The organism is Candidatus Clostridium radicumherbarum (genome assembly GCF_045310525.1).
In the GTDB taxonomy this organism is placed as follows: domain Bacteria; phylum Bacillota; class Clostridia; order Clostridiales; family Clostridiaceae; genus Clostridium_AT; species Clostridium_AT radicumherbarum.
Window position 1 is genome coordinate 39,689 of the sequence record NZ_JBJHZY010000006.1, and the last position, 22,539, is coordinate 62,227.

A 22,539-nucleotide genomic window follows, 5' to 3' on the forward strand; every position below is an offset into this window, starting at 1 on the left:
GATTTTTTATGCCCGTAGATCTAATTTTAAAATACTAATAAGTTTTATAATTTCAGATCCATCATTTGTAAAATTATAATTAAAATCGCAGTTACATTCTAAAGTTTCAATTTTCTTTATTATTAGATCAAGAGAATTAATACATACAAGGTCATTTGATTTGTAAAGAATAGGAAATAGGTAGACAAGGCATAAATATTCTAAGCACTCTTGTGCTATTTTTGCAGTATCCCTCCCTAAGTAGTAAGTAATAATGTAAAGTAAATCATTTATCTCTAATCGTAGTATTGACATATCTATTGTCTCAATCATAGAAATCACCTCCATTGTTTTTTGTATTTTATATAGAAAGAATCTACAATTCAAATTTTCATATTAATTAATTTGAAGGTTTTGTTTCCTGTTTGTTAAATATTATAATAATAGTAAAATTATACTTACAGGTGATATAATCAGGTATATAATAGATTCATAAGCAAAGAAATAAGTAATTTAAATAAATAAACAATTGATGAAGGAGAGATAGAAAATGAAAAATAAATTAATTAGAATTATAACAGCAAGTTTAGTTAGCATGTTTGTTGCAATTATGTTTATAAAGTTTGGTTTAAAGATGCACATCCAGGGATTGGAAAAGGTATGGGGTATACCAATGACTTTAGCAATGACACATATCTTATTTGCGGATATAAGGATATGGAAGGAAAAAGAAGAGAATTCAGTTTCTCTAGGATAGTGGAAGATTATGCAACAGAATCGTGAAGAGAATCAAATTGGAGTATATATATTAGAAGATAACTACTCCGATTTTATAAAAGAATTAGCAGAATACAATTTGAATAATAATTTAGGAGAAGAAGTATTTTTAAATTGTGATACCAAAGTAGATAGCAAAAAGATAACTATAGAAGATTTCTGGTTTCTAGCGGTATAAGTAGTAGGTACAGTAATTGTATCTACTATTTCTTTTAAGGACTAAATGTTTAGGGATAAATATATTCTAGCAAAAAAACAAAAAATGGAGGAGGTTAAAAGTATGATTGTAACGTGTGATCCCAAAGTCCGCATGTCATATATATATCTACAACAACCAAAAGAGATCAACCCTGTATGGATGGAGAGTTGCAATATTAAATCTTATCTAGAAGGCGATAAACCTGAAATACCATATATTTTTGGGGATAAAAAGATACAAGATAAACTAATGCACTTATCTTTGCGTGAGAAAACTTATTTAGAAGATTTGGATGTTGAATTTGAAGAAGAATACCTAAACGATAAAGAAAATGGATATATAAATGGCATAGAATTAAGGCTTGGAAAAAAAGAATTAATTAATTTGTTCAAGGATAAGGTTTTTAAACTATATGAGACAGAGTATCTTGGTAGGAAGTTTTTATTTTTATCATTGGATTACATAGAAAATATTTTTGATGAAAATAATGTTATTTATGCAGCAAATAGCAATAGGGATGTATATTATATTGTTGCTGTAGAGGACAAAGTATGCTATATCAAAGCAATAATATCTAGTAGGGATGATTTATATAATCTAGTATATCTAAAAGTACCAAATTTTATTCTATATTAGATATAAACAAAGAACCCCCTAAATTTAGGGGGTAAAATAACATTGTCATATTAATTACTAAATATTTTTTCTACCATTCTATCGGTAACATAATAGGTTGTCTCTTTTTATATGAATTTTATTATCTTTAATTCGTAATCATCACTTCAAGTCTTTATTAATCCTCAATTACTGCTTTAATTAACCGAGTAATTAGTCTTAAGTTCTCAGTATTACAAGATTGTAATAGTGCTGATATTTCATCTTTAATATATTCACTTGATTTATGTAATGAATCAAATAGTAAAAAGTCTGGAGTAACATCCAAGGCATTGCTTAAATTTACCAAAGTTTCTAGACTTGGCTTAGTTGATGCATTTTCTATATGGCTAACATAAACACTAGATACATTAACAATCTCCGCTAATTGCTCCTGTGTTAAATTTTTCTTAAGTCTTTCTTCTTTAATTCTTTTACCTAATTTTCTATAATCCATACCATCACCCTATTCTAAAATCTAACAAACTTATATAAAAAAATACATAAAGTAAAAGTACAGATTGTATTATTAGTTATAATAATGTAAAATTATTGGTAAGTGGTAAAATAAGAAAAATTTACTTAGATCAAATAACAATAGAAAACTCCAAACATATAGGATAAATATAAATTTGTGCAAAAGGATTGATATAGTGCACATTGTAGAGCATAAAATGTAGATTAAAAATTGTAAATCGTAAAGTAACTTTAGGGGTGAAAAAATGAAGAAGAGATTTTTGTTATTAATTATTTCTGCTATTACAGTATCGCTAGTTTTTACTGGCTGCAAAAAAACAACTACTGAGACTACTAATACGGATACTAAGGTAGCAACTAATGTTGAACGAAAGCCAATTGGTGAAACAAAAGTAGATGAAAAAAAAGAAGATGCTAAACCTCTAGTTAAAGAGGAAGTAAAAACTGATAATGCTGCAACTGAGCAAAAAACTGAAACTACTCAACCCGCTGCATCAACTACAAGTAAGACTACTACCTCAACTACCACAACTTCAAATATAACTAAACCTGTTACAAAGCCCTCAACAACAACACCTACTTCTGCTCCAATGGTACAAAAACCATCAGGAATAGCAGAAATAAATGATGCGTTTAGGTCTAAATACTTTGGTTTAGAACCAAGTATGTATACTGGTTCTAAATCTTCTACATTTAACGCCATAATTTTAGATGTAGCGAAGGGTAATTTAAGTAAAACACAGGCAGTGGCGGAATTGAAAGATATTCAACCTTGGACAGAAGGTAATATAACCTATACAATTCTAACTCCTACCATTAATATTTATTCAACTGCATCAAATGATGTAACTACTATTTTAAAAGAAATTAGAGATAACGGATTATTTACAGGAGATATGTATTCAAACGCTTATGTTTATTATGATTCTTCAATTAAACAAAATAGAATTGTTATGATAGGGATACCTTTTCTGCAAAAAACTGCTGTAACAAATTAATGTTAAAAATTATTTGTAAAGTTAATTTTTTATTATATTACAGTCGCCCAAACGAATAAAGAATATTTAATAATAATTATATAATATGTATTAAAGAAAAAAACATAGGATAAAGGAGATATGCATATGAAAAGGACAGGTTTATTAGTATTTAGTGTTATAGTAACAATATCACTTTTGGCGGGATGTGGAAGTAGAAATGTAGATACAAAGAAAGATACTGCTCAGATTACAACTACTACTCAACAAACTCAAAAGGATACCACTTCACAAGATAATAAAAATGAAAATGATAATTCTACTACACAAACATCTTCAACTAATACTGAATCTTCAGGTAGTAATTTAAAAGAGGCTGCTCCAGGAACTACTCCTACATTGGACAAGTCATTAAAAGAAGAAAAAACTGTTAATAGAACTGCCAATGGTGGAATTACCACAGAGTTTGCAAAATTACATCCTACTGATACATTACTCGTGTATATTAATGATTGCGGAAAATATGATATAAATAAAAATTGGCCTACAATTGATCCAGCAATAGATAATAATATAACTAAAATCAGTGATACTGTTATAATATATCATGTTCCTGTAGTTGATAGTAAAAACAATGTATTAGAAAAGAGAGACATGCGAGTCGAATTTAAGGATGGTGCATGGTCTGTTATTAGTGATGTAGTAGTTAAATAAAAAGAATAATGTAATAATAAACAGTAGCGAAATGGCTGCTGTTTATCATTTCTAACATTATTTAATCAACTTACTTAGTAAGTTCTAGAATAATTCTGTATATAAGTAGTATATGGAATATAAGTTAATTCAAAATAAGGATAAAAAATTATGTGGAAACCAAAAGGCTGTCCACATAAATAAGAAGATATTAACTAGCAGGTATTTCTGTCGTAATACATAATATATATCCTAAAAGTTATTTATACTTAGTTTTAATCTGGAGGTATTAATCCTACAGTACAAAAAAATTTAATACCTGCTTAAAAAGTTATAACTTATAATAATAAATCTTAAATTTACGAGTCAAGTTTATTTTTATAAATCATCTAGGGTTTTTATAGCATTTTCTAGATCCTCATTTTCAGGAGATAGATATGTTTGGGTCGTAGATATGCTACTGTGACCTAATAATTGCATGGCATAATTTAGGGGGTTATACTTAACTATATGGGTGGCAAACAGGCTCCTAAACATGTTAGGATGTATTTGCATACCAGTAATATTTTGATACTTTAAAAATCTTTTATATAGACCTGACCGTGTGAACTTCATACCCCTTTCGCTCACTAGTAAAAATGGAGAATCCTTGAATTTTTTATTTCGTACAGGTAGGTAATCATTTATTGTTTTTCTTATATCTACATTCAATGGTATATATCTTTCCTTCATTTCTTTTCCAAGAATTCTAAGTGTTCCAGATCTTTCACCGATAGATATATCATCTAACTTGAGATTAATTGCTTCTGATATACGTAATCCACTTTTAGAGAAAAGTTCCAACAGGAGTATATCTAAGGGATTGCCACCTCGATATATGGCTCTTTTTATTGCCTTAAATTGTTTATTGGTAAAAGTCCGTTCTATTGGAGAAGTATTGTTTACTTTAATTTTCTTTATTGCCTTTGCTGGATTTTTACAGACTCCACTTAACTCTAAAAAAGTAAAGTATTCCTTTACTGCTATAATTCTATTATTGATGGTATTTCCTTTCAGACCATGATTGATTTGAAGAGTTCTCCAATCTTGCAAATCAATTGAGATAACTCTTTCAGGAGAAAATACTTCTCCATAAGTTTCACAATAATATTTTATAAATAAATATAAGTTATCTGTATAAGTTTTGATAGTTCCTCCAGCCTTATCATTTTCTTTTAAGAAGTCAATAAAATCAGAAATATAATAATCCTTTTTATCCATTCATAAAACTCCTTTCTAATTTTGTAAGAAGTTTATTAAATGTTCAAGTGATAGTTCAAGTTTATTTTAGAGTGCATGGGTGGAGTAAAGTAAGGACTAAAAAAGGTTGAAAAGGTTTTGTTTCTAATTTTTTATACCTTAACTATTAAAATATGACTTAATAATGTTGATTGATCAAAAATCCAAATTTTATAATTGGGAAACAAACGTTTCTTTGTTATCAAGGTTTTGTAGAATTATTGAGTTAAAAGTTATATAATGTAAAAAGGTACATAAGTTAGTAAAATTGTAATAGATGAATTTTATGTTTGAAAAATAATAATGTAAGCATGAAAGGAGATATGTATATGTCAGAAAACTCTTCTGTGGAAATAGAGACTTCAGAACAGTTAAATAAAGTCATTACAGAAAACTTACAAGAATATATAGATGATAATGTCGCTGAAGAGGACAAAGAAAAAGCAGCAGAGGAATTTGATATCATAATTCATGGGTTTTTAAATGGCAAAATGAAACCAGAGGATTTAGGTGGAATTATTGCTGTTAGAGGTTTTGTATATCAATACTATGTTGCTTTATATTATATTTTAGAAATGATATCAAAACCAGATAAATGGAAATGCCTCATATATGAACTTGGAGATGATATAACCTTAATTGGATGTAAGGATATTATGTTTATTCAAGTTAAAACTGAAAAAGAAGATGATGCTCCACATAATTTAACGCCGTCTACTTTGTATAATAGGGATAAGGGTATAAATAGTTGGTTAGATAAACTTTTCAGAAACTTAAATAAGATAAATGAGAAAGTGAATTACGCTGGTTATCAGGAAGATGTAACTGAAAGTATGAACGTACACTTTGTTCTAGCAACAAATATGGGGTATGACAGTAATAAGATACTAGCCCCTTACAGTGATAAAGATAAGGCTAAACATGAGGATGATAAGATAGCGGAAGATTTAAGCAAAAGTATTAAAGATAAGAATAATGACATTCTTAATTTTAATGATTTTGTTGATAAGGATCCATCTTGGTGTCTTGATAGATTTTCTATTAATCACTGCGGGAGAAGTGAATATTTATGGATAAAAATTAGAGAAAGGTTAATAAACATCACAAATTGCGATGACCATGAAATTGCTAGAAGAATACTTGATAAATTATTAACTACAGTATTGAAGAGAACGTCAAATGATAATGTTCAAGAAGCAGAAGAAAGAAAAAAGTTTATTTTTTATAGAGATGAAGTAATTGATTTAATTGATAAGTATAAACAGGAAGCCTCACTTGAGATCTATAACAGAATGCAAAGTGGTTTAATAAAACACCATTTTGAAGAGTGCATAATATCAATTCAAAATAGTATAAATCAACAATGGAAAGGGTCATTTAGACATAAGTTTAGTGAGACATTACTTTGGCTAAAAGAAAATCTAGAATTACTAGAAAATACCGATGAATTTATATATGAAAGATTCCTTAATAGGGTATTTTTGCTTGAGAATAGTAGGTGTATTAGTACAGATTTGAATGACCCTGATACAAAGGGCTTTCTTATTTCTTCACTAAAAAATATTATATTCTACATGGCTTTTTATAATGATAGATCAATCGTTGGAGATAAAAATTCAAAGTTTTTTATTAAGCAGGGTAAAGATTCTTCAAATGATAAGCGATTATTTACAATTTATAATGGCAAAAATAATGAGACATTTAGTATGTGTACACGAAGGGTAATTGATAAAATTGATGATTGTCCATTTACTCGCAGTATTAGGGACGAAATATTTTGTTTTCTCACAAATGATAAAGATGATCAGGATGAATCGACTTTGGGTTTATTTTTTCCAGGCTTTAGTCCGATTGTAAAGGAGAAAGAAAAGATTAAGATAACCCACAAGCATGTTAAAGTTAAATTTTACAGGTATAAAAAGGTACAACAATTTAAAGATGCTTTAAAATTAGTTTCGGATAGGGAAGAGGTGCTAGAATTTCTAGAAGAACCTTATATTTTAGAGGGATGGCAAAACCTTATTGCAAATAATGAGATGGGGGGACAAAATGGAGATTGAGGTTTTAAGGAGATTTCTTAGAAGTAAAGAATTTATTATTTACAAGGAACTATATACTGGAGTTTTATTCCATCAGTTTGCAGAAGCAGGAATGGATATATGGTTAGATAGTAATAGAGTGGTTGTAACAAAGCACTACATATCAGAGTCCCAATTTGACTGTTGGATAGAGAATGAACAACCAAGAATGTTTATGTTACTAAACCATATCCCAGTCAGATATAGAAACAATTTATATTTATTTATGGCATTAGATATAGAAGAAAAAAATCTAGGAAAATTATCTATGAAAATAAATAGAATTGAGAAGAATGCCGAAGTATGCAAGAAATATGTATTTAGAGATGAGTCTGATTTGTACAGAATTCCTTTTTTAAATAAGGATACTGTTGAAAGTGAAGATTTATTTAACTATGAAAAAAGTTTTAAGCAAGAATTAAATAACCTGGATGATATTTCATTAGAAGTGAGACAAGCCATAGGTTCTTACTTTGAAATAAGTGAAGATACTTGGGCGAAACATATTGTTTCTGTTTGGAAGGAGGGAGAAGTAATTGAAAATAAATAAACTTTGTTTGAAGAATTTTAGGATTTTTCGTGGTGAGTATGAATTTGATTTTAATAGCAGTAAATTGGTTATAGTTTATGGACAAAATGGTAATGGGAAAAGCACTATTTTTGATGCAATAGAATGGTGTATCACAGGTGAGTTACAAAGATATAAAGGATCAAACGAGAGAAGTAAATTCTATTACATCATAAATAATAGTGAATATAAAAAGCCAGTTGCAGAAACTATGGTACAGTTAGATTTCAATCAAGAAGGAAACTTTCATACAATAAAGCGTGTGATGAAAGAGAACTCAACTAGTGGCAGGAAAGAAGCCTATTTAATAATTGATGGAGTAAAATACCGAGAGACTGAAGGTAACAAAAAGATACAAAGCATCCTAATAAAAAAAATAGGTACTAATAAAGATGAAAATTTAGAAGTTTTATCAAATTTTAAGGATTTATTTAGTGCTACTCAATTACTATCCCAGAATGAATTAAATGATTTTGTTTTGATTAAAAAGCCACAAGAGAGATTTGAAGTAATGGAAACTATACTTGGTGTAGAAAAGTATGGTGATAATTTTAGAGAGTACCTAAAAAACATAGGAAAGCATATCCAAATAATTATTGATAAAGACAATGAAAAAATTAAGCAACTTTTGAAAGATAAAACTAAACTATCAGAAGAATTACTTCAAATTCGCACCAAAATTGAAGAGCAGGAAAAACATTTCTCAAATATTGGTTCTGGTTCAGAGAAGGAAATTGCTATAAGTATCATAAATGTATTGGAAGGAGATTACACAAGGACAGAATTAGGTATAGATAAGTCAGATCAAATAAATGAACATGTGCAGCAAAGGTTAATAGATGCATTACATAGCAATGAAGGTAAAATTGAAAACTGTAAGAATATACGGCTAAAGTTATTAAATGCTAAGCCTATTTTGAGTTATGATATTAATCATCTTCAGGAATCTAAAAAGGCATTAGAAGACAATTTTGGCAAAATCAATAGAAAATATAATAGAAGGAATAATAATGTTGATAAATATAATAATCTGATTGAAGATTTGAATAAAATAAAGAAATACAAAAGCGAATATACTCAGGTATTCAATGCAATTAAAGAAATTGAAGTTCAGATTAATCTATTAAAACTCAATGAAAGTGATATTTTAAATAATTCGTATTGTACTATAATTAATAAAAAATTTGTAGATATACAAAGATTTAAAGAAACTTATGAAAATTATAGTAAGAGAGCAATAGACATAGATAATTCAATGCAACTATATGATAAGGAGCAAATACTAACTCAAACTAAAAGAGAGATACAAAACATAACAGCAAATATGGATAAACTATTGAAAGAACGAGAAGTTTTAAACTTTGAGGTGTCTAACTATGATAAAAAAATAAAAGACATCACAAGCCAGTTAAAAGGAATCAAAGAAGATAGTCAAAAACAATTAGTTTACAATATTCAGCAGCACTTGATAAAAGATAGAGAAGAGAAGATATGCCCAGTATGCGGAACAGATTTTAAATCTCATGTAACATTTATAAATAGCATAAAAAATCAGTTAGAAGAATCAACTAAAAGTTTAGATGCATTAGATAAAGAACGATTAGAAAATATTTCTATGAAAAGTCAGGTTAATGCAACACTTACCGTTATAAATAATAATATTCGAGATTTAACAACAGAGATTAGTGCGAAAGAAAAAATAAAAACCGAATTTGAAATTAACATAGAAGAGTTAAGAATAAAAAGCATTCAGGAATATAGTGATCTTAGCAAAGAAGAACTAGTAAATAGAAAGAACGAATTTAATACTTTTATTCTAGAGTATAAGGTTCATTATGAATTTATATTAAAACTACGAGATATACAGAAGGATATAAGCGATTTGACTTCTCAAAAAACTGATAAGTATAAGCGTACTAACTTAATAGAGGAATTATTAGGAAACGATAAAAAATATTTAAATAAATATACTGATGCTATAGATTATAAAATAGGTAGATATGAGAAATATGTGGTTTTGGCAAGACAATCATTAAAAAAACTAAATCTAGTAAAAAGGCAGTATGAATCAAATTTAAAGGAGTTTAGTGGCAAGATATCTCAGTATGTGCAGGAAATATCCAACGTAAAACAAACTGTTCCTATGTTTCTTGGTACAAAAGATGACTATGAAAATTGGGAAACATATTATATGGATATGGTAACTAAATTAGAAAATAAAGAAGGGCAAATTCAGGGGCTACTTAGAAAAGTTGAAGAATATTTATCTAGGGATGATTTAATTGAATTAAAGCAAGTATATGCCTTAAAAAATGAAGAGTTGAAGAAAATTGAACTAGTTCATCAGACATATTTAGATAAAATACAAAAATATAATTCAGATACCTCTGGTTTAGAAAGTGTAAAAGATAAGAGTAAGCAAATCCAAAGTAATCTTATATCTTCTTTTATGAATAAATATAGTAATGTGATAGATAAATTATTTTTCCAAATCACTCCCCATGCTTTTGCAAAGCATGTATATTTAATACCTAGAAATGGAAATTTGTACATAATAATAAGCGTGGAAAGTGGAATAAGAGATAGGTTGTTAGAACTAACAGATGCTGAACTATCAAAGGAGATTAATGCAAGTCTTACATTAAGTTCAGCACAAACAAATGTATTAGCAGTTTGTATTTTTATGGTAATGAATTTGTCTCAAAAATGGTCTGAACTTGAACTAATGGCTATTGATGATCCTTTCCAGAATATGGACGATATAAATGTTTTCTCGTTTATTGATACATTAAGTGGAGTGCTTGGAGAAAAGCAAGTGATTATTAGTACACATAGTTCGGAATTCGCTTCACTAATACAGAATAAGGCATCATTGTCCCAAGATGAGGTATCCTTTATTCAATTGAATTCATATGGGGTTGATGGTGTAGATTATGAAGTAAGTTAAGTTTTAGAAACTTTATAATTTAATTATTGTATGTGTTTTTATAGTATAGATTTCTCCATTCATATCACAAAACGGGCTATTAAAAGTACAAAAGACATAAGGAGAAAAGCCACTAGAATAGTTCACAAAACAAGTATATTAACAATGTGAGGTTCATGGTGGTTCTACAAAAATATTAGGCTAACTATTATTACATGAAATGCAGATAGAATGTCCAAGTTAATTCGTGTAATACCATCTAGAGAAGTAAGCAATAGGCTCTTCTTCCTCTGATAAATATAGCGATAGGAGAATTGTAAATGTATTATTTTGGTGATATATTTATTGTATTTACAGCATTTTTTGAAAGTATACCTTCTGAAAAAACAAAGAATTCAAATATTAAAAGAAATATTATTCAGATACTTTATGCATTAATATTTTCAATTATCTTTGGGATCCTGTTTGGTATTTTGGTATTAGTGGCTTTAGGGTCAATTTTTGGTATAGGGTATGTAACTTTTTTCAACTTAATGGTTATGCCTATTTTAATTTTTATAATTTTATTTTGGATAATAGTTTCTAACTATAAGAATGAGGAGTTTAGACTTTCAAGATGGTTTTTAAAATTATATTTCTTGATTCTTATGGTAAAACCAGTGAAGATAATGGGACAATCTATTATATATACATTAATTATGCCGACAATTCTATTTATAGTATCTATTTTAATGCTTTCTTCATTGGATATGGATACTAATAAATATTTAAGTACATCAGGAATAATATTCATTATTACATTTTTTATTAGCCTTTTACTTTATAGTGAATCTCAATCCGAAAAACTTGAAAGAGATTTAAGACAATTTGGTATATGGTTTATTATATTTTTAGGTTTTATAGTTTTAAATATTTATCAATATAGCATATATCTTAGCAGTAATCTTAATAGAGATCAAATATTAAGTTTGCTGATATCAATATTAAGTTTTGCTTTAACTATGACAACAATTGCTGATAAAGCAAGAAATCTATATGAGTCATCAATTAAAAAATATGGAGATAATGTAGATAAGATAATGGATATATTGAAAAAAGAATATAATTATAAAAAATATGTATATGCTATTGAAAATGAGAAAAATGAAATGTTGCAAGGGCTTGGTATTATGAAAAACCAATGGATACATGGAAATAAGATCAAGGTAATAAAGGCTATCATATTTACTGCATTACTTGAAATTCCAATAGTTTATATGCTTTTTAATCAAAAAAAAGTAAGTGATTTTATGAATTTGATAATGAATAATGCAGTAAGTTTATGGATTTATATATTTAAAGGTAATAAAGAATTGGCAAGAGGAATGTTCTTTATCATATTATCTATTGTAATTTTATGTATAACAATTAAGGATGCAATTAAGAATTTTAAAGTAGCAACTAATAAAGTTAAAATCGAATACATAAATAAAACAATCCTAATCTTAATAATTATTGTAACAGTTACATCAAGTTTGTTTTCTACATCGGTAATAATAGTAACAAAATATATCACTTTTCCATTAATTGTTTTATTTATTTTGGGAGTAATTATACATGATAAAGTATTCAAGGAATAAATATATAAGAAATAAATAAAGTTCTTAAAAAATGCTTGAAATTCTATTAATTCAATTTGTATAACGTACCTACTAAATATATGGAGGGATTAATATGAATTATTTCAGCATGAAAGCAGATCAAAATAGGGATGAGAGATTAAATACGAAAAACTTTTTATTTGCCACAATACCAGGAATTGATGACCCAGAGAAATTAGAAGGTATTGGGATGGGAATGCAAATTGAAAAGTTTAATGACATATTAAATAAGAAGGAAGATAAGGAAATCTACAAGGTTTTTAAAGAATATATTAAAACCAAAAGAATGAATGTTCAAATCCTTAAGGAACCACAGGAATGGCAAAAACAAGTAGACCGATTATGCAAGGAAGAAAACAATCTAATTAGTATATCTTTTGTAGAAAATAAAATACCACCCACGGATATTTATTATTCTGTAAAACTAGAAGAATTAAAACAGGACTTTGGGAAGTTTCTTCAGAATTATAATGGATAGGATTTTTAATTTAGTAATAATAGACCAAGCAGAGATTGCTGCTGGTCTATTATTCTATTTCAAAAACGAACGTTTTTAAAACAGAATTTCAGTTTGAATTTTAATAGAGTAAAATAGTGATTAGCATGTTCTCAAAATTCACATCAAAACTAAATTCTCAATATATAACATAAAATAGATTTTTGGTAAGAGTATAAATACTTATTTAAACTTAGGAATTTATTTTTTATACTTACAAAATATGTTAAGATTAGATTGTAATAGATAAAAGGTGTTATAAGGAGATATTTAATGTTAATAATAACTGAAAGTGAAATTATGGAATATACTAAAAAAATGTTTATTGATGATGGGGAAATTATTATAGGGAAGCATAATGTTTTTAAAGGAGAAAGAGATTTTGCTTTGTGTATGATAGAACAAACAGTAGGATTGTTAGAAAGAACTAAAATTAATGATGAATTTGTTATTCAATATTTGCAGGGATTAATTTCTCTATCACGAGATGAATTACATCATTACGAGGAATACCTTAAAGCATTTTCTCCAAATAATAAAATTACAGAAATTGCAATGCAGGGAGAAAAGTTATCTAAACAAGATAAAAGGGTCTTAGCAGAAATTATGGAAAGTAATTTGGCTGAATACACCATGAAGGGCGAATATCAAAGTTGTTGTTATACTGCTATGAAAGCATTTTTAATTGCAGCATACTGTATTCTTTTTAAAGATATTAATTTTTGTATTGGTAGTATTGATATGATTGCAGATTTAGATGATGAATTACAAAGTATCAATATTTATGAGGCAGAACATGAAGCGGATTTCATTATGGTGGATTGGCATAGTAGTAATAAGATTAATAGCATGTATATGCTATATAAAACTCAATATCCAGGGCTTGATAAATCCTCAGTATTAGACCTTGTTGCAGCAGATGTAATAGAAGAAGATTATTATTTTAAAGATGAAAGATTTTCAATTGCCCCTAGTATATTAGTAAAGCAATATTGTTCCATTATAGAACATGAAGTAAATGAAATTATAAAATTATTGAATTTTAAGGATAATCCACACACACATTTAATGTGGAATGATATGAAAGTATATGTAAAAAAACATGATATAGATTTAGAAAGTACCAACTTTGAATTAAAAGATTTATTGGATAACTTACATAGACTTAGAAATAAAGCATCACATGGAAGTATTATCACAAAAAAAGAATATGAAACAATTACTCAATATAAATGTGAAGGCTTATTTAATGGATTATCAATTAAAAAGTTAGAAGTTAGAAATAAAAAAGTATCTCCATCAATAGAAGAAATAAGTAAGTATATGGGATTTTAGAATCAATGAGGATTGAATGTATGATTTTGTTAAAAATCGTACATTCGACAAATCGGGTTGTGCCATTGATATATCTAAGGTAGTAGGGATTATATTCCCACTACCTTTTTAGTTATTCCGTTTGAATGTAATGTTTTATATGCTATAATAGAAAAATAATACATTTGAGGAAGTGGGGAATTTATATGGTTGTTGAGCCAATCAAGGACAAAAAATTAATAGAAAGATTCTTAACTCAATTAAGAGGAACTAACTATAGAAATTGGATTTTAGCCAAGTTCCAATTAAATACAGGACTACGTATAAGCGATGTTGTTCGTATAAATACTTCAGATATTTTTACTGATACAATGAGGTTTAAAGATTACCTTGTTATTAAAGAGAAAAAAACAAATAAGGAGAAAAAAATCAGGCTAAATGATGAACTTAGGAAAGCAATAAAAGACTATGTAAGGGGTAACGACCTTAACATTGGCGATTATCTATTTCAGAGCAGAAAAGGTGAGAACAAATACATAAGTACAACCCAGGCATATAGAATATTAAAAGAGGCTGCCGATGCTGTGGGCTTAGAAAATTTTGCTAGTCATTCTTTGCGAAAAACTTGGGGTTACTGGACTTATAAGGCATCAAGATACAACATTGGACTTATTATGGACATGTTTAATCATGCATCAGAAAAAGTCACTTTAAGATATATAGGTATCTCTCAGGAAGCAAAAGATGAATTATATTCATTAGTGCAGTTTTAAAGATGGCGTAATATAAAGAATATAGAAAGATTAGTAGATATAATTGACAGAAATTAAGTTAGACATAGAAATGTATGTAATATTATTTTTTAAAAAGTAGATAATATCTACTTTTTATTTTTTTGATGATAAAATTTTACATTAATATGTTATAATTAGAACATATTTGTTGTAATTCAATATTATTACATATGGAATATTAATAATAAGATTTAGTAAATAAAATGAAAAATTAGATAATAGAAAGGCTAAAATAATGATATACTGTACAACTGGTAATTTAACTATTCGTAGTTTGGAACGTTTTGATAAAGCATTAATTATGAAATGGCTTTCTGATAATCAAGTTCTTAAATACTATGAGGGAAGAAATAATCCTTACGATGAACAAATGGTAGAAGAGAAATTCTATAATAAAAATTTAGACAAAACTAAATGCATAATTGAGTATACTAAGATACCTATAGGATATATACAGTTTTATTGTATTAGTGATGAACAATGTAAAGATTATGGATATGCAAATTTTAAAGGGAATATATTTGGAACTGACCAATTTATTGGTGAATCTAAATATTGGGGGAAAGGTATAGGAAAAATAATAATGAAAGCAATGATAAATTTTCTGATATTAGAAAAAGATGCAAGGAAGATTATACTAGATCCTCAATCTTGGAATGAAAGAGCAATTAAATGTTATGAAAAGTGCGGATTTGTGAAAGTAAAATTACTTCCAAAACATGAATTACATGAAGGTGAATATAAAGACTGCTGGTTAATGGAATATGATATAAAGAATAAATTTTTTAGTTCTTTTAATAGTATTTTTGTTTTACGGTCAGGCGGATTTTTCTAATATATTAATTATGAAATAGGGATGAATTGGATGTATAAGATTCCAGGGGATATAATCAAATTAATCAGGGAAAAAGAATATACTTTTGTTAGAGAAGTTGGACAAGGAGGTACAGGATAATGTTCTTCTATTGTTGAACAATTGTATTTTATTGCGACAGAGTTAAGTAAAGTAATAATATGGGGGAGTAATATGGAGAAAACTAAACTTATTAAATTTGCAATGATTTATCTATTAAGTCTGATTTTAGGCAATATAGCAATGTACATAGTAGATAGGATAGGTGTTAATCATGGATTAACGGGTATGTCTATATGGAATTACATAATCGTAAATGCAGTAATTATATTTATTAGTTATTTAGCATATCGTCTTGCACCTAATAATGGGCATAGTAATTGATTTTACCACTATTTAAGATTAATATTAATTCGCAGTTTTCTTATTTTGTGTCACTAGAGTACAACAAAATAGCAAGCATAGTTTATAGTACAAGAATGATTAATTTTTAATGGGAGGTCTAAAATTGTGAAAGATAAATTTCTTTGTGTCATGGCTCAATATGATATGGAAACAGAACAAAAGTTAAAAGAAATTCAAAATTTATTAGCAGATAATGGGTTTATCGGGAAGCAAACACCTAACTTACCGAGTCATGTCACTCTTGGGAGTTTTGATATATCACAAGAAGCATTGATTAAAGAGAAAGTGAAAATGGTATCAGAGCAGTTTCATAAATTTGACATTAGATTAAGCAATATTGGACTCTTTGGACTGGATGTTTTGTTTATAGCACCTTCGGCAAACCATGAATTATTAGATTTACAACAATATTTCAATAATGATTTTGCTGATGGTTTAGAATGGACAGCCCATACAACTATGCTCATAGATGATCACGAGACAATTCAAAGGGCAATACCTTATGTAGCAAATAATTTTAAAAGTTTTAATGGGAGAATAGAATCCATTTGTTTATATGAGTTTTGGCCAACTCGATTTATTTTAGAAGAAAAGTTACTATAAGTATATTATGCATTTCTTATATTGTTAGGCAATGTATTTCATGATGAACTTAAATATATTTATATAATTGGAGGAAGGGAATGAGCAGACTAAAATTAGTTTTACCAGCACCAGAGTATAAAGAGAAACTTATGGATTATAAAAGAGAATTTATTGAAAATGGAGATAGTATGGATGGTACTGCAGGTTTGAAAAATGCAGAAACTTTTGAAGAATGGTATGGTGCATTTTGTGATAATTTAGAAGAAGAAACTGTAAGAGAAGGATTAGTTCCTGCGACTACATATATGGCAATTTCTATTAATGATGGCTATTTAATTGGGATGATTGATATTAGACATGTTCTAAATGATTATTTAGTAAATTTCGGTGGACATATAGGGTATAGTATTAGGAAATCACAAAGACGTAAAGGATATGCAACTGAAATGTTAGCATTAGCCTTAACAGAATGTGTGAAATTAAATATTAATAAAGTTCTAATTACTTTCGGTAAAGATAATGTTGCATCAGCAAAGACTATCATTAATAATGGTGGGATATTGGAAAATGAAATACCAGAAGAAAATAGAATTACACAAAGATATTGGATAACTTTAGATTAAAATTATTAGCATAATTTATAGATAGACAAATTCGCATTCTTAATATCTTGCGACTCGTTGGTAAGAAAATGCGTAGGAATATAAAATGAATTGAGGGATAAAGTTATGGGAGATGAAATATTTAGTGTATTTCCAGAGATAACCACAGAAAGGTTAAATCTGAGAGAGATAAAACAAGAAGATGCAGAAAGTATATATAAAATTTTAAGCAATATTGAAGTTATAAAGTATGATACTTTTGAACTGTTTACAAATATAAAGCAAGCAGGGGATATGATTAATTGGTTCTGTGAGGTTTTCAAGCGAAAACAAGCCATATTTTGGGGAATTTCTTTGAAAAACAACCCTGAAATTATTGGCTTCTGCAAATGTGAAATTGAAATTCCAAAAGTGAGAGCAGATTTTGGATATGATTTAAGCCCAGAATATTGGAACATGGGTATTATGACTGAAGCATTAAGTGAAATAATGAAATTCACATTTAATACTTTTGATGTTAATAGAATTGAAGCCACAGTATCAACAGAAAATATAGCATCAATTAAAGTTCTTGAGAAGTTAGGTTTTATTAAGGAGGGTATTTTAAGAGAGCGTAGTTATTGGAGAGGTAGTTGTCATGATATGATAATGCTTTCTATACTGAAGAAAGAGTATTGCATTAGTGCAAAATAGATTGTTCTTTTAAAAGCACTGCTTTCATATATTAAAAAAAATCTTAGATTTTTTAGTGTGTAATTTCCTTATAAGGTGAATTACTAATAGAGGTGAAAATAATGCTTGTTCGGTTAGCCAAAATTGAAGATGAAGTTAAAATATCAAGTCTAATAGCACAATTTAGAGTAGAATTAAGACGACTTAAAGGAATTACATCAAAGCCTAAAATAGACCTAGTCAAGGAAGAATTTCGAGAGTATATTGAAGCGAAGTACCCTATTTTTGTTGCTGAAAATGATAATGAACTGTTAGGCTATTTAGTTTGTAGAATTGAAGGAAGTGTAGTTTGGGTAGAGTCTATATTTGTTTTAAATGCTGTAAGAAGAAGTGGTATAGCCTTAAGACTGTATAAAGAAGTAGAGAATATAGCAAGTTGATTAGGCGGCACTACTGTTTTTAACTGGGTTCACCCTAACAATGATAAGATGATTAAATTTCTATCTAAGATGGGCTACAATGTCTTAAACCTTATTGAAATAAGAAAGCCATGGGAAAATGAAATATTGACTCAAAAAATATGTGTTGGTAATCACGAATATAATTATTAACTTTTACTTCGGAATATTAAAATTAAGCGTCACAAGCATAAAAGTTTGTGGCGTTTTTAATTATGACAAATTAGGAATTTTTGCTACGAGCTTCAGACTTTATATGTTATAATTGGTATAATACGGAATAGTAGGATGTTATGAATTGTCTATATGGGGGAATAAAAAATGTATAATCATGCACCAAAAGATTATATTTGTCCATTTTGTTTAGTTGTAGGTGGTATTGAAAACGAACATGTTCAGACTAAACAAGCAGACATTGTGTATAAGGATAATTATATAACAGCGTTTATTAGTGCGGGCCAGTATAAGAATAATAAGGGAAATTTAATTATTATTCCTAATAGTCATTTTGAGAACATTTATGATTTACCAGATGAAATTTCTGCAAGGATTCATAAATTAGAAAGGAAAATTGCTATTGCACTTAAAGAGGTTTACAAATGTGATGGAGTGTCTTCAAGACAACATAATGAACCTTGTGGCAACCAAGATGTTTGGCATTATCACTTACATGTGTTCCCAAGATATAAAGATGATAATTTGTATTTAACTGACAGAGAGTTATCTAAACCAGAAGAACGTATTGAGTATGCCAGTAAGTTGAAAAATTATTTTACAAACATTAATAATGATTGTCTGTAAATCTAAATGGACAACTACACATACACATTCTTGCTAAGATGTAACATAACAGTTAAATATAGCGAAGCAAAGATTAAAAGGGTTAGGTAAAATAATTAGTATCATTTTAAATAATAAGGAGGGATTAACTTGTATATTAAACCATTATCTGAAAGCGAAAAAATAGTTTTGAAGCAAAGATTCAATAGAATAAAAGAATTACAAGAAAAAGACATATGCTTCGGATGCTATAATTTTAAAACAGGAGATATATTTCCTGATGAAGGTTTAATTTTTTATGAGGATGATAAAGTAAGATGTCAATTTGAAAAATTCCCAAGGACAACTGGTCAGACAGTAATAGTATCAAAGGAACATTATGAGGACATTTCTGAAATGCCTCTTGAATTAGGTACTTACATATTAAAAATAGCAAATGAAATCATAAAGTTACATAAAGAAATTATTGGTGCAGAAAAAGTATACATGTGTACTGTTTGCGATGGTAAAAGAAACCACCTTCATTTTTCGCTATTCCCACGGTTAAAAGGAGAGACAATTGGTTTTAAAAACTTTGTTAAAGAAGATGGGATTATTATGGATTATTATGAAACAGTTGAAATATATAAGCAAAAAATGAAAGAATTAATATAACTCAAGAAAGAGCAATAACATTTAATTCGCAACTTTCTTATTTTGTGTCACGATCGTAAGTTATGATGAAGTACATAAATAGTATTCTAAAAGGAGAAAGGCAAGATTGAGTATTAATATTAGAACTGAAAGGCTTATATTAAGAGAATTTACTGTAAATGATGTGGAGGAATTACATTCTATATGTAGTCAACCTTATATACTAAAATGGATGCCAGATTGGAAAAGAACAGTGGCAGAAAGAATGGAGTGGATAAGTTGGGTTCAAAGCAATTATTTGAAAGCAACAAAAAATGTTGCAAGAATAATGATTGCAGTTACTCTTAAATCCAATAAGCAACTTATAGGCATGGTGGGTATTGGAAATAAGGAAGAACTAAATAACGAGATAGAAATAGCATACTTTATTTCAGAAGAATATAGTAATAATGGATACATAAGTGAGGCTTCAAAGGCAATGACTGAGTGGGCATTTACTAATTTAAAACTTGATTATCTAATTGCTATTGTTGAACCTGATAATATTTCATCACAAAGAGTAGTTGAAAAGTGTGGATTTAATAAACTTGATACCAAAATAATTTTAAACAGTGGAGACTCTAAAGAAAAGCCTTTTTATTATTATCGAATTTACAATAAAATAATATTTTGAATTGGAATTAATACCAATCTTCTTAAAAGATTCATCAATCATTATTTAGTGATTAATGAGAATGGTAAATAAATCCGAATTAATGTGGAGTGATATCAATGATTAAAACAGGTATATCTTACTGGTTTGGATACCAGATAGAAAATAAGGAGAGATTTAAGTTAATAAAGGAATCTGGTTTCGATAATGTATTTCTATGGTGGGGTGATGAATTCATTAATTATGATGGCAATAAAAAACTCTTACCAGGAATGGCGAGGACTGTTGGATTGAATGTAGAGAATGTACATGCTCCATTCGATAATACCAATTGTATTTGGACGCAGACTATAAATGCTGAAGATATTGTTAAGAGATATTCACAATGTATTATAGATTGCTCTCAACAAAATATTCCTACAGCAGTAATTCATCTTACCAACGGAGATACACCACCCCAACCAACGCTGCTTGGTTTAGATAGGATTAAATATCTTGTTGAACTAGCAGAACAAAAAGGCGTAAATATAGCACTTGAAAATTTAAGAAGGCCTGAATACCTTCAATTTGTATTCTTAAATATTCAATCTAGCAGACTTGGATTTTGCTATGATAGCGGACATGAAAACTGTTATTCTAAAGGAACAGATTTGTTAAGTACATATGGAGATAAACTTATGGCTTTACATTTACATGATAATGATGGGACTGATGATCAACATAGAATACCAGGTGAGGGAACAATAAATTGGGACTCTATTGTACGAAAAATAAAGTCGACAAGTTATTCTGGTGCTATATCGCTAGAAGTTACTAATGAGTTTTCAAAGCAATATTATGGAATTTCAGCACATGAATTTTTGATGCTGGCAAACGAAAAAGTTACAAATATATTTCTATGAAAAACAACTATATTTTAGTATACATTTTTCTTTGTAAGAGTCGTTGTTGTAATTTATTGTTCAATATTTAAAAACAGTGTTTTGGGGGTACACTAAAGTGAAAATAGAATTAAAAGAAGCGAGTAAAATTAATAAATTAATTATAAGAAATATGATGGAATTATATAATTATGATTTATCGGAATATGAGGATAGTGATTTAAATGAACATGGTTTATACGATTATAGTTATTTAGACAATTATTGGACAGAAGAAGATAGATATCCATATATAATTAAAGTCGATGATAAATTGGCAGGATTTATCCTTGTTAATAAATATAGTGTTGTTAAATCATCTCAAACTGACTATGCGATTGCAGAATTTTTTATATTAAAGAAATATAGAAAAAGAGGAATAGGAAAGATAGTTGCTTTTGAGGTGTTTGATAAATTCCATGGAAACTGGGAAGTGAAGCAATTGCCACAAAATAAAAGTTCTCATATTTTTTGGCATAAAGTAATTAAACAATATACATCTAATAACTTTGAGGAACTTACAAATGGTACTAAAACTTGGGATGGGCCTATTCAAAGTTTTAATAATAATGTAAATACTTCGAGTTGATTCATGTCGGAGTATTCTTATATTGTTGAACAAATGTAAATTAAAACCTCTTAATTTAGTGAGAAGTTATTAGTAAAGTGAATAAAATTTTAAATGGTGATATTTATGAAAAGAAATCCATATAAAATTATCTTAATTATTCTTTCTATAGGAATGGTTTTTTATATGACAAGTTGTAATATCGAGAAAAATAAGACCATTGACATTACAGTGGATAATGATATGTGCAATGCATCTCTAAATATAAATACAGGCTATAATAATGAATTAGTAATTACATTAGTGAATGAGGAATCTGAACCGCCTTCAGAAGTCTTTGTTGAAATTTTAGTTAATGGAAAAAGCGTATATAATGACAAATTAAAAATAGAACAAGATAAATTTTCACATGCTGGTATATATAGATGTTATTTCGATTCTATAAGGTATTTAGAAAGAAACTATGAGAATGTTTCTCTATTTGTGGGTTTCGATAATAAAAATATAACAATCCCATTAACTTCAATAAAGATAATCAAATAATAATATTAAAAAAACAAG

Annotated in this window: 27 protein-coding genes; 24 read left to right on the top strand and 3 right to left on the bottom strand. The window is 28.1% G+C overall.

The window, feature by feature from the left end; all coding sequences use genetic code 11:
* Positions 1 to 6: 6 nt before the first annotated feature.
* Positions 7 to 312: a hypothetical protein gene (locus tag ACJDUH_RS18720; protein ID WP_406766751.1), complete on the bottom strand. Its 306-nt coding sequence runs from the start codon at positions 310 to 312 to the stop codon at positions 7 to 9.
* A gap of 217 nt (positions 313 to 529) precedes the next feature.
* On the opposite strand from ACJDUH_RS18720, the gene ACJDUH_RS18725 reads away from it, so the two are divergent.
* From ACJDUH_RS18725 to ACJDUH_RS18735, 3 genes are read left to right on the top strand one after another with little or no spacing between them, the layout of a single operon-like run.
* Positions 530 to 736, top strand: a complete 207-nt coding sequence (locus tag ACJDUH_RS18725) for a hypothetical protein (RefSeq protein ID WP_406766752.1) — start codon at positions 530 to 532, stop codon at positions 734 to 736.
* A gap of 9 nt (positions 737 to 745) precedes the next feature.
* Entirely contained in the window at positions 746 to 934 is a 189-nt protein-coding gene (locus ACJDUH_RS18730) for a hypothetical protein (protein WP_406766753.1), read from the top strand.
* A gap of 45 nt (positions 935 to 979) precedes the next feature.
* On the top strand, positions 980 to 1,591 hold the full coding sequence (locus tag ACJDUH_RS18735; protein WP_406766754.1) for a hypothetical protein: 612 nt from the start codon (positions 980 to 982) through the stop codon (positions 1,589 to 1,591).
* A gap of 157 nt (positions 1,592 to 1,748) precedes the next feature.
* Here the strand turns inward: ACJDUH_RS18735 and ACJDUH_RS18740 are convergent, their stop codons facing one another.
* Entirely contained in the window at positions 1,749 to 2,066 is a 318-nt protein-coding gene (locus ACJDUH_RS18740) for a helix-turn-helix domain-containing protein (RefSeq protein WP_406766755.1), read from the bottom strand.
* A gap of 265 nt (positions 2,067 to 2,331) precedes the next feature.
* On the opposite strand from ACJDUH_RS18740, the gene ACJDUH_RS18745 reads away from it, so the two are divergent.
* Positions 2,332 to 3,084 (top strand): hypothetical protein, encoded by a 753-nt coding sequence (locus ACJDUH_RS18745; protein WP_406766756.1) that lies wholly within the window; start codon positions 2,332 to 2,334, stop codon positions 3,082 to 3,084.
* A gap of 126 nt (positions 3,085 to 3,210) precedes the next feature.
* A complete protein-coding gene (locus ACJDUH_RS18750; protein WP_406766757.1) occupies positions 3,211 to 3,777 on the top strand; it encodes a hypothetical protein in 567 nt (188 codons plus the stop codon).
* Between the two features lie 357 nt (positions 3,778 to 4,134).
* On the opposite strand, the gene ACJDUH_RS18755 is transcribed toward ACJDUH_RS18750, so the two are convergent.
* Complete coding sequence (locus ACJDUH_RS18755; RefSeq protein ID WP_406766758.1) at positions 4,135 to 5,016, bottom strand: tyrosine-type recombinase/integrase; 882 nt, start codon at positions 5,014 to 5,016, stop codon at positions 4,135 to 4,137.
* Between the two features lie 347 nt (positions 5,017 to 5,363).
* Between ACJDUH_RS18755 and ACJDUH_RS18760 the strand changes: the two genes are divergently transcribed.
* The 19 genes from ACJDUH_RS18760 to ACJDUH_RS18850 all read left to right on the top strand — a co-directional run bounded on the left by ACJDUH_RS18760 (position 5,364) and on the right by ACJDUH_RS18850 (position 22,521).
* Positions 5,364 to 7,094, top strand: a complete 1,731-nt coding sequence (locus ACJDUH_RS18760) for a dsDNA nuclease domain-containing protein (protein ID WP_406766759.1) — start codon at positions 5,364 to 5,366, stop codon at positions 7,092 to 7,094.
* Positions 7,084 to 7,662, top strand: coding sequence for an ABC-three component system middle component 1 (locus ACJDUH_RS18765; protein WP_406766760.1), 579 nt, complete (start codon positions 7,084 to 7,086; stop codon positions 7,660 to 7,662). Before ACJDUH_RS18760 ends, ACJDUH_RS18765 begins: the two co-directional genes overlap by 11 nt.
* Positions 7,649 to 10,627, top strand: coding sequence for an AAA family ATPase (locus ACJDUH_RS18770; RefSeq protein WP_406766761.1), 2,979 nt, complete (start codon positions 7,649 to 7,651; stop codon positions 10,625 to 10,627). The genes ACJDUH_RS18765 and ACJDUH_RS18770 overlap by 14 nt, the downstream gene beginning before the upstream one ends.
* A gap of 299 nt (positions 10,628 to 10,926) precedes the next feature.
* Positions 10,927 to 12,225 carry a hypothetical protein gene (locus tag ACJDUH_RS18775; RefSeq protein ID WP_406766762.1) on the top strand — a complete coding sequence of 433 codons (1,299 nt, stop codon included), beginning with the start codon at positions 10,927 to 10,929 and terminating at the stop codon, positions 12,223 to 12,225.
* 94 nt (positions 12,226 to 12,319) lie between these two features.
* Positions 12,320 to 12,724, top strand: coding sequence for a hypothetical protein (locus ACJDUH_RS18780; RefSeq protein ID WP_406766763.1), 405 nt, complete (start codon positions 12,320 to 12,322; stop codon positions 12,722 to 12,724).
* 291 nt (positions 12,725 to 13,015) lie between these two features.
* Positions 13,016 to 14,077, top strand: a complete 1,062-nt coding sequence (locus ACJDUH_RS18785; protein WP_406766764.1) for a hypothetical protein — start codon at positions 13,016 to 13,018, stop codon at positions 14,075 to 14,077.
* A gap of 185 nt (positions 14,078 to 14,262) precedes the next feature.
* The gene (locus ACJDUH_RS18790) at positions 14,263 to 14,829 is read left to right on the top strand and encodes a tyrosine-type recombinase/integrase (protein WP_406766765.1); all 567 of its coding nucleotides are present in this window, start codon (positions 14,263 to 14,265) and stop codon (positions 14,827 to 14,829) included.
* 256 nt (positions 14,830 to 15,085) lie between these two features.
* The gene (locus tag ACJDUH_RS18795; RefSeq protein ID WP_406766766.1) at positions 15,086 to 15,685 is read left to right on the top strand and encodes a GNAT family N-acetyltransferase; all 600 of its coding nucleotides are present in this window, start codon (positions 15,086 to 15,088) and stop codon (positions 15,683 to 15,685) included.
* Positions 15,686 to 15,877: 192 nt separating this feature from the next.
* A complete protein-coding gene (locus ACJDUH_RS18800) occupies positions 15,878 to 16,087 on the top strand; it encodes a hypothetical protein (protein ID WP_406766767.1) in 210 nt (69 codons plus the stop codon).
* 126 nt (positions 16,088 to 16,213) lie between these two features.
* Positions 16,214 to 16,711, top strand: coding sequence for a 2'-5' RNA ligase family protein (locus tag ACJDUH_RS18805; RefSeq protein ID WP_406766768.1), 498 nt, complete (start codon positions 16,214 to 16,216; stop codon positions 16,709 to 16,711).
* Between the two features lie 80 nt (positions 16,712 to 16,791).
* A complete protein-coding gene (locus ACJDUH_RS18810) occupies positions 16,792 to 17,316 on the top strand; it encodes a GNAT family N-acetyltransferase (protein WP_406766769.1) in 525 nt (174 codons plus the stop codon).
* 105 nt (positions 17,317 to 17,421) lie between these two features.
* Positions 17,422 to 17,988: a GNAT family N-acetyltransferase gene (locus tag ACJDUH_RS18815; RefSeq protein WP_406766770.1), complete on the top strand. Its 567-nt coding sequence runs from the start codon at positions 17,422 to 17,424 to the stop codon at positions 17,986 to 17,988.
* 101 nt (positions 17,989 to 18,089) lie between these two features.
* Positions 18,090 to 18,407: a GNAT family N-acetyltransferase gene (locus ACJDUH_RS18820; protein ID WP_406766771.1), complete on the top strand. Its 318-nt coding sequence runs from the start codon at positions 18,090 to 18,092 to the stop codon at positions 18,405 to 18,407.
* Between the two features lie 339 nt (positions 18,408 to 18,746).
* On the top strand, positions 18,747 to 19,226 hold the full coding sequence (locus ACJDUH_RS18825) for an HIT family protein (protein WP_406766772.1): 480 nt from the start codon (positions 18,747 to 18,749) through the stop codon (positions 19,224 to 19,226).
* A 129-nt stretch (positions 19,227 to 19,355) separates the two neighbouring features.
* Positions 19,356 to 19,859 carry an HIT family protein gene (locus ACJDUH_RS18830; RefSeq protein ID WP_406766773.1) on the top strand — a complete coding sequence of 168 codons (504 nt, stop codon included), beginning with the start codon at positions 19,356 to 19,358 and terminating at the stop codon, positions 19,857 to 19,859.
* A gap of 106 nt (positions 19,860 to 19,965) precedes the next feature.
* Positions 19,966 to 20,511, top strand: coding sequence for a GNAT family N-acetyltransferase (locus ACJDUH_RS18835; protein WP_406766774.1), 546 nt, complete (start codon positions 19,966 to 19,968; stop codon positions 20,509 to 20,511).
* 98 nt (positions 20,512 to 20,609) lie between these two features.
* Complete coding sequence (locus tag ACJDUH_RS18840; protein WP_406766775.1) at positions 20,610 to 21,392, top strand: sugar phosphate isomerase/epimerase family protein; 783 nt, start codon at positions 20,610 to 20,612, stop codon at positions 21,390 to 21,392.
* A 97-nt stretch (positions 21,393 to 21,489) separates the two neighbouring features.
* Positions 21,490 to 21,999 (top strand): GNAT family N-acetyltransferase, encoded by a 510-nt coding sequence (locus tag ACJDUH_RS18845; protein ID WP_406766776.1) that lies wholly within the window; start codon positions 21,490 to 21,492, stop codon positions 21,997 to 21,999.
* A 105-nt stretch (positions 22,000 to 22,104) separates the two neighbouring features.
* Positions 22,105 to 22,521 (top strand): hypothetical protein, encoded by a 417-nt coding sequence (locus tag ACJDUH_RS18850; protein WP_406766777.1) that lies wholly within the window; start codon positions 22,105 to 22,107, stop codon positions 22,519 to 22,521.
* Positions 22,522 to 22,539 lie beyond the last annotated feature (18 nt).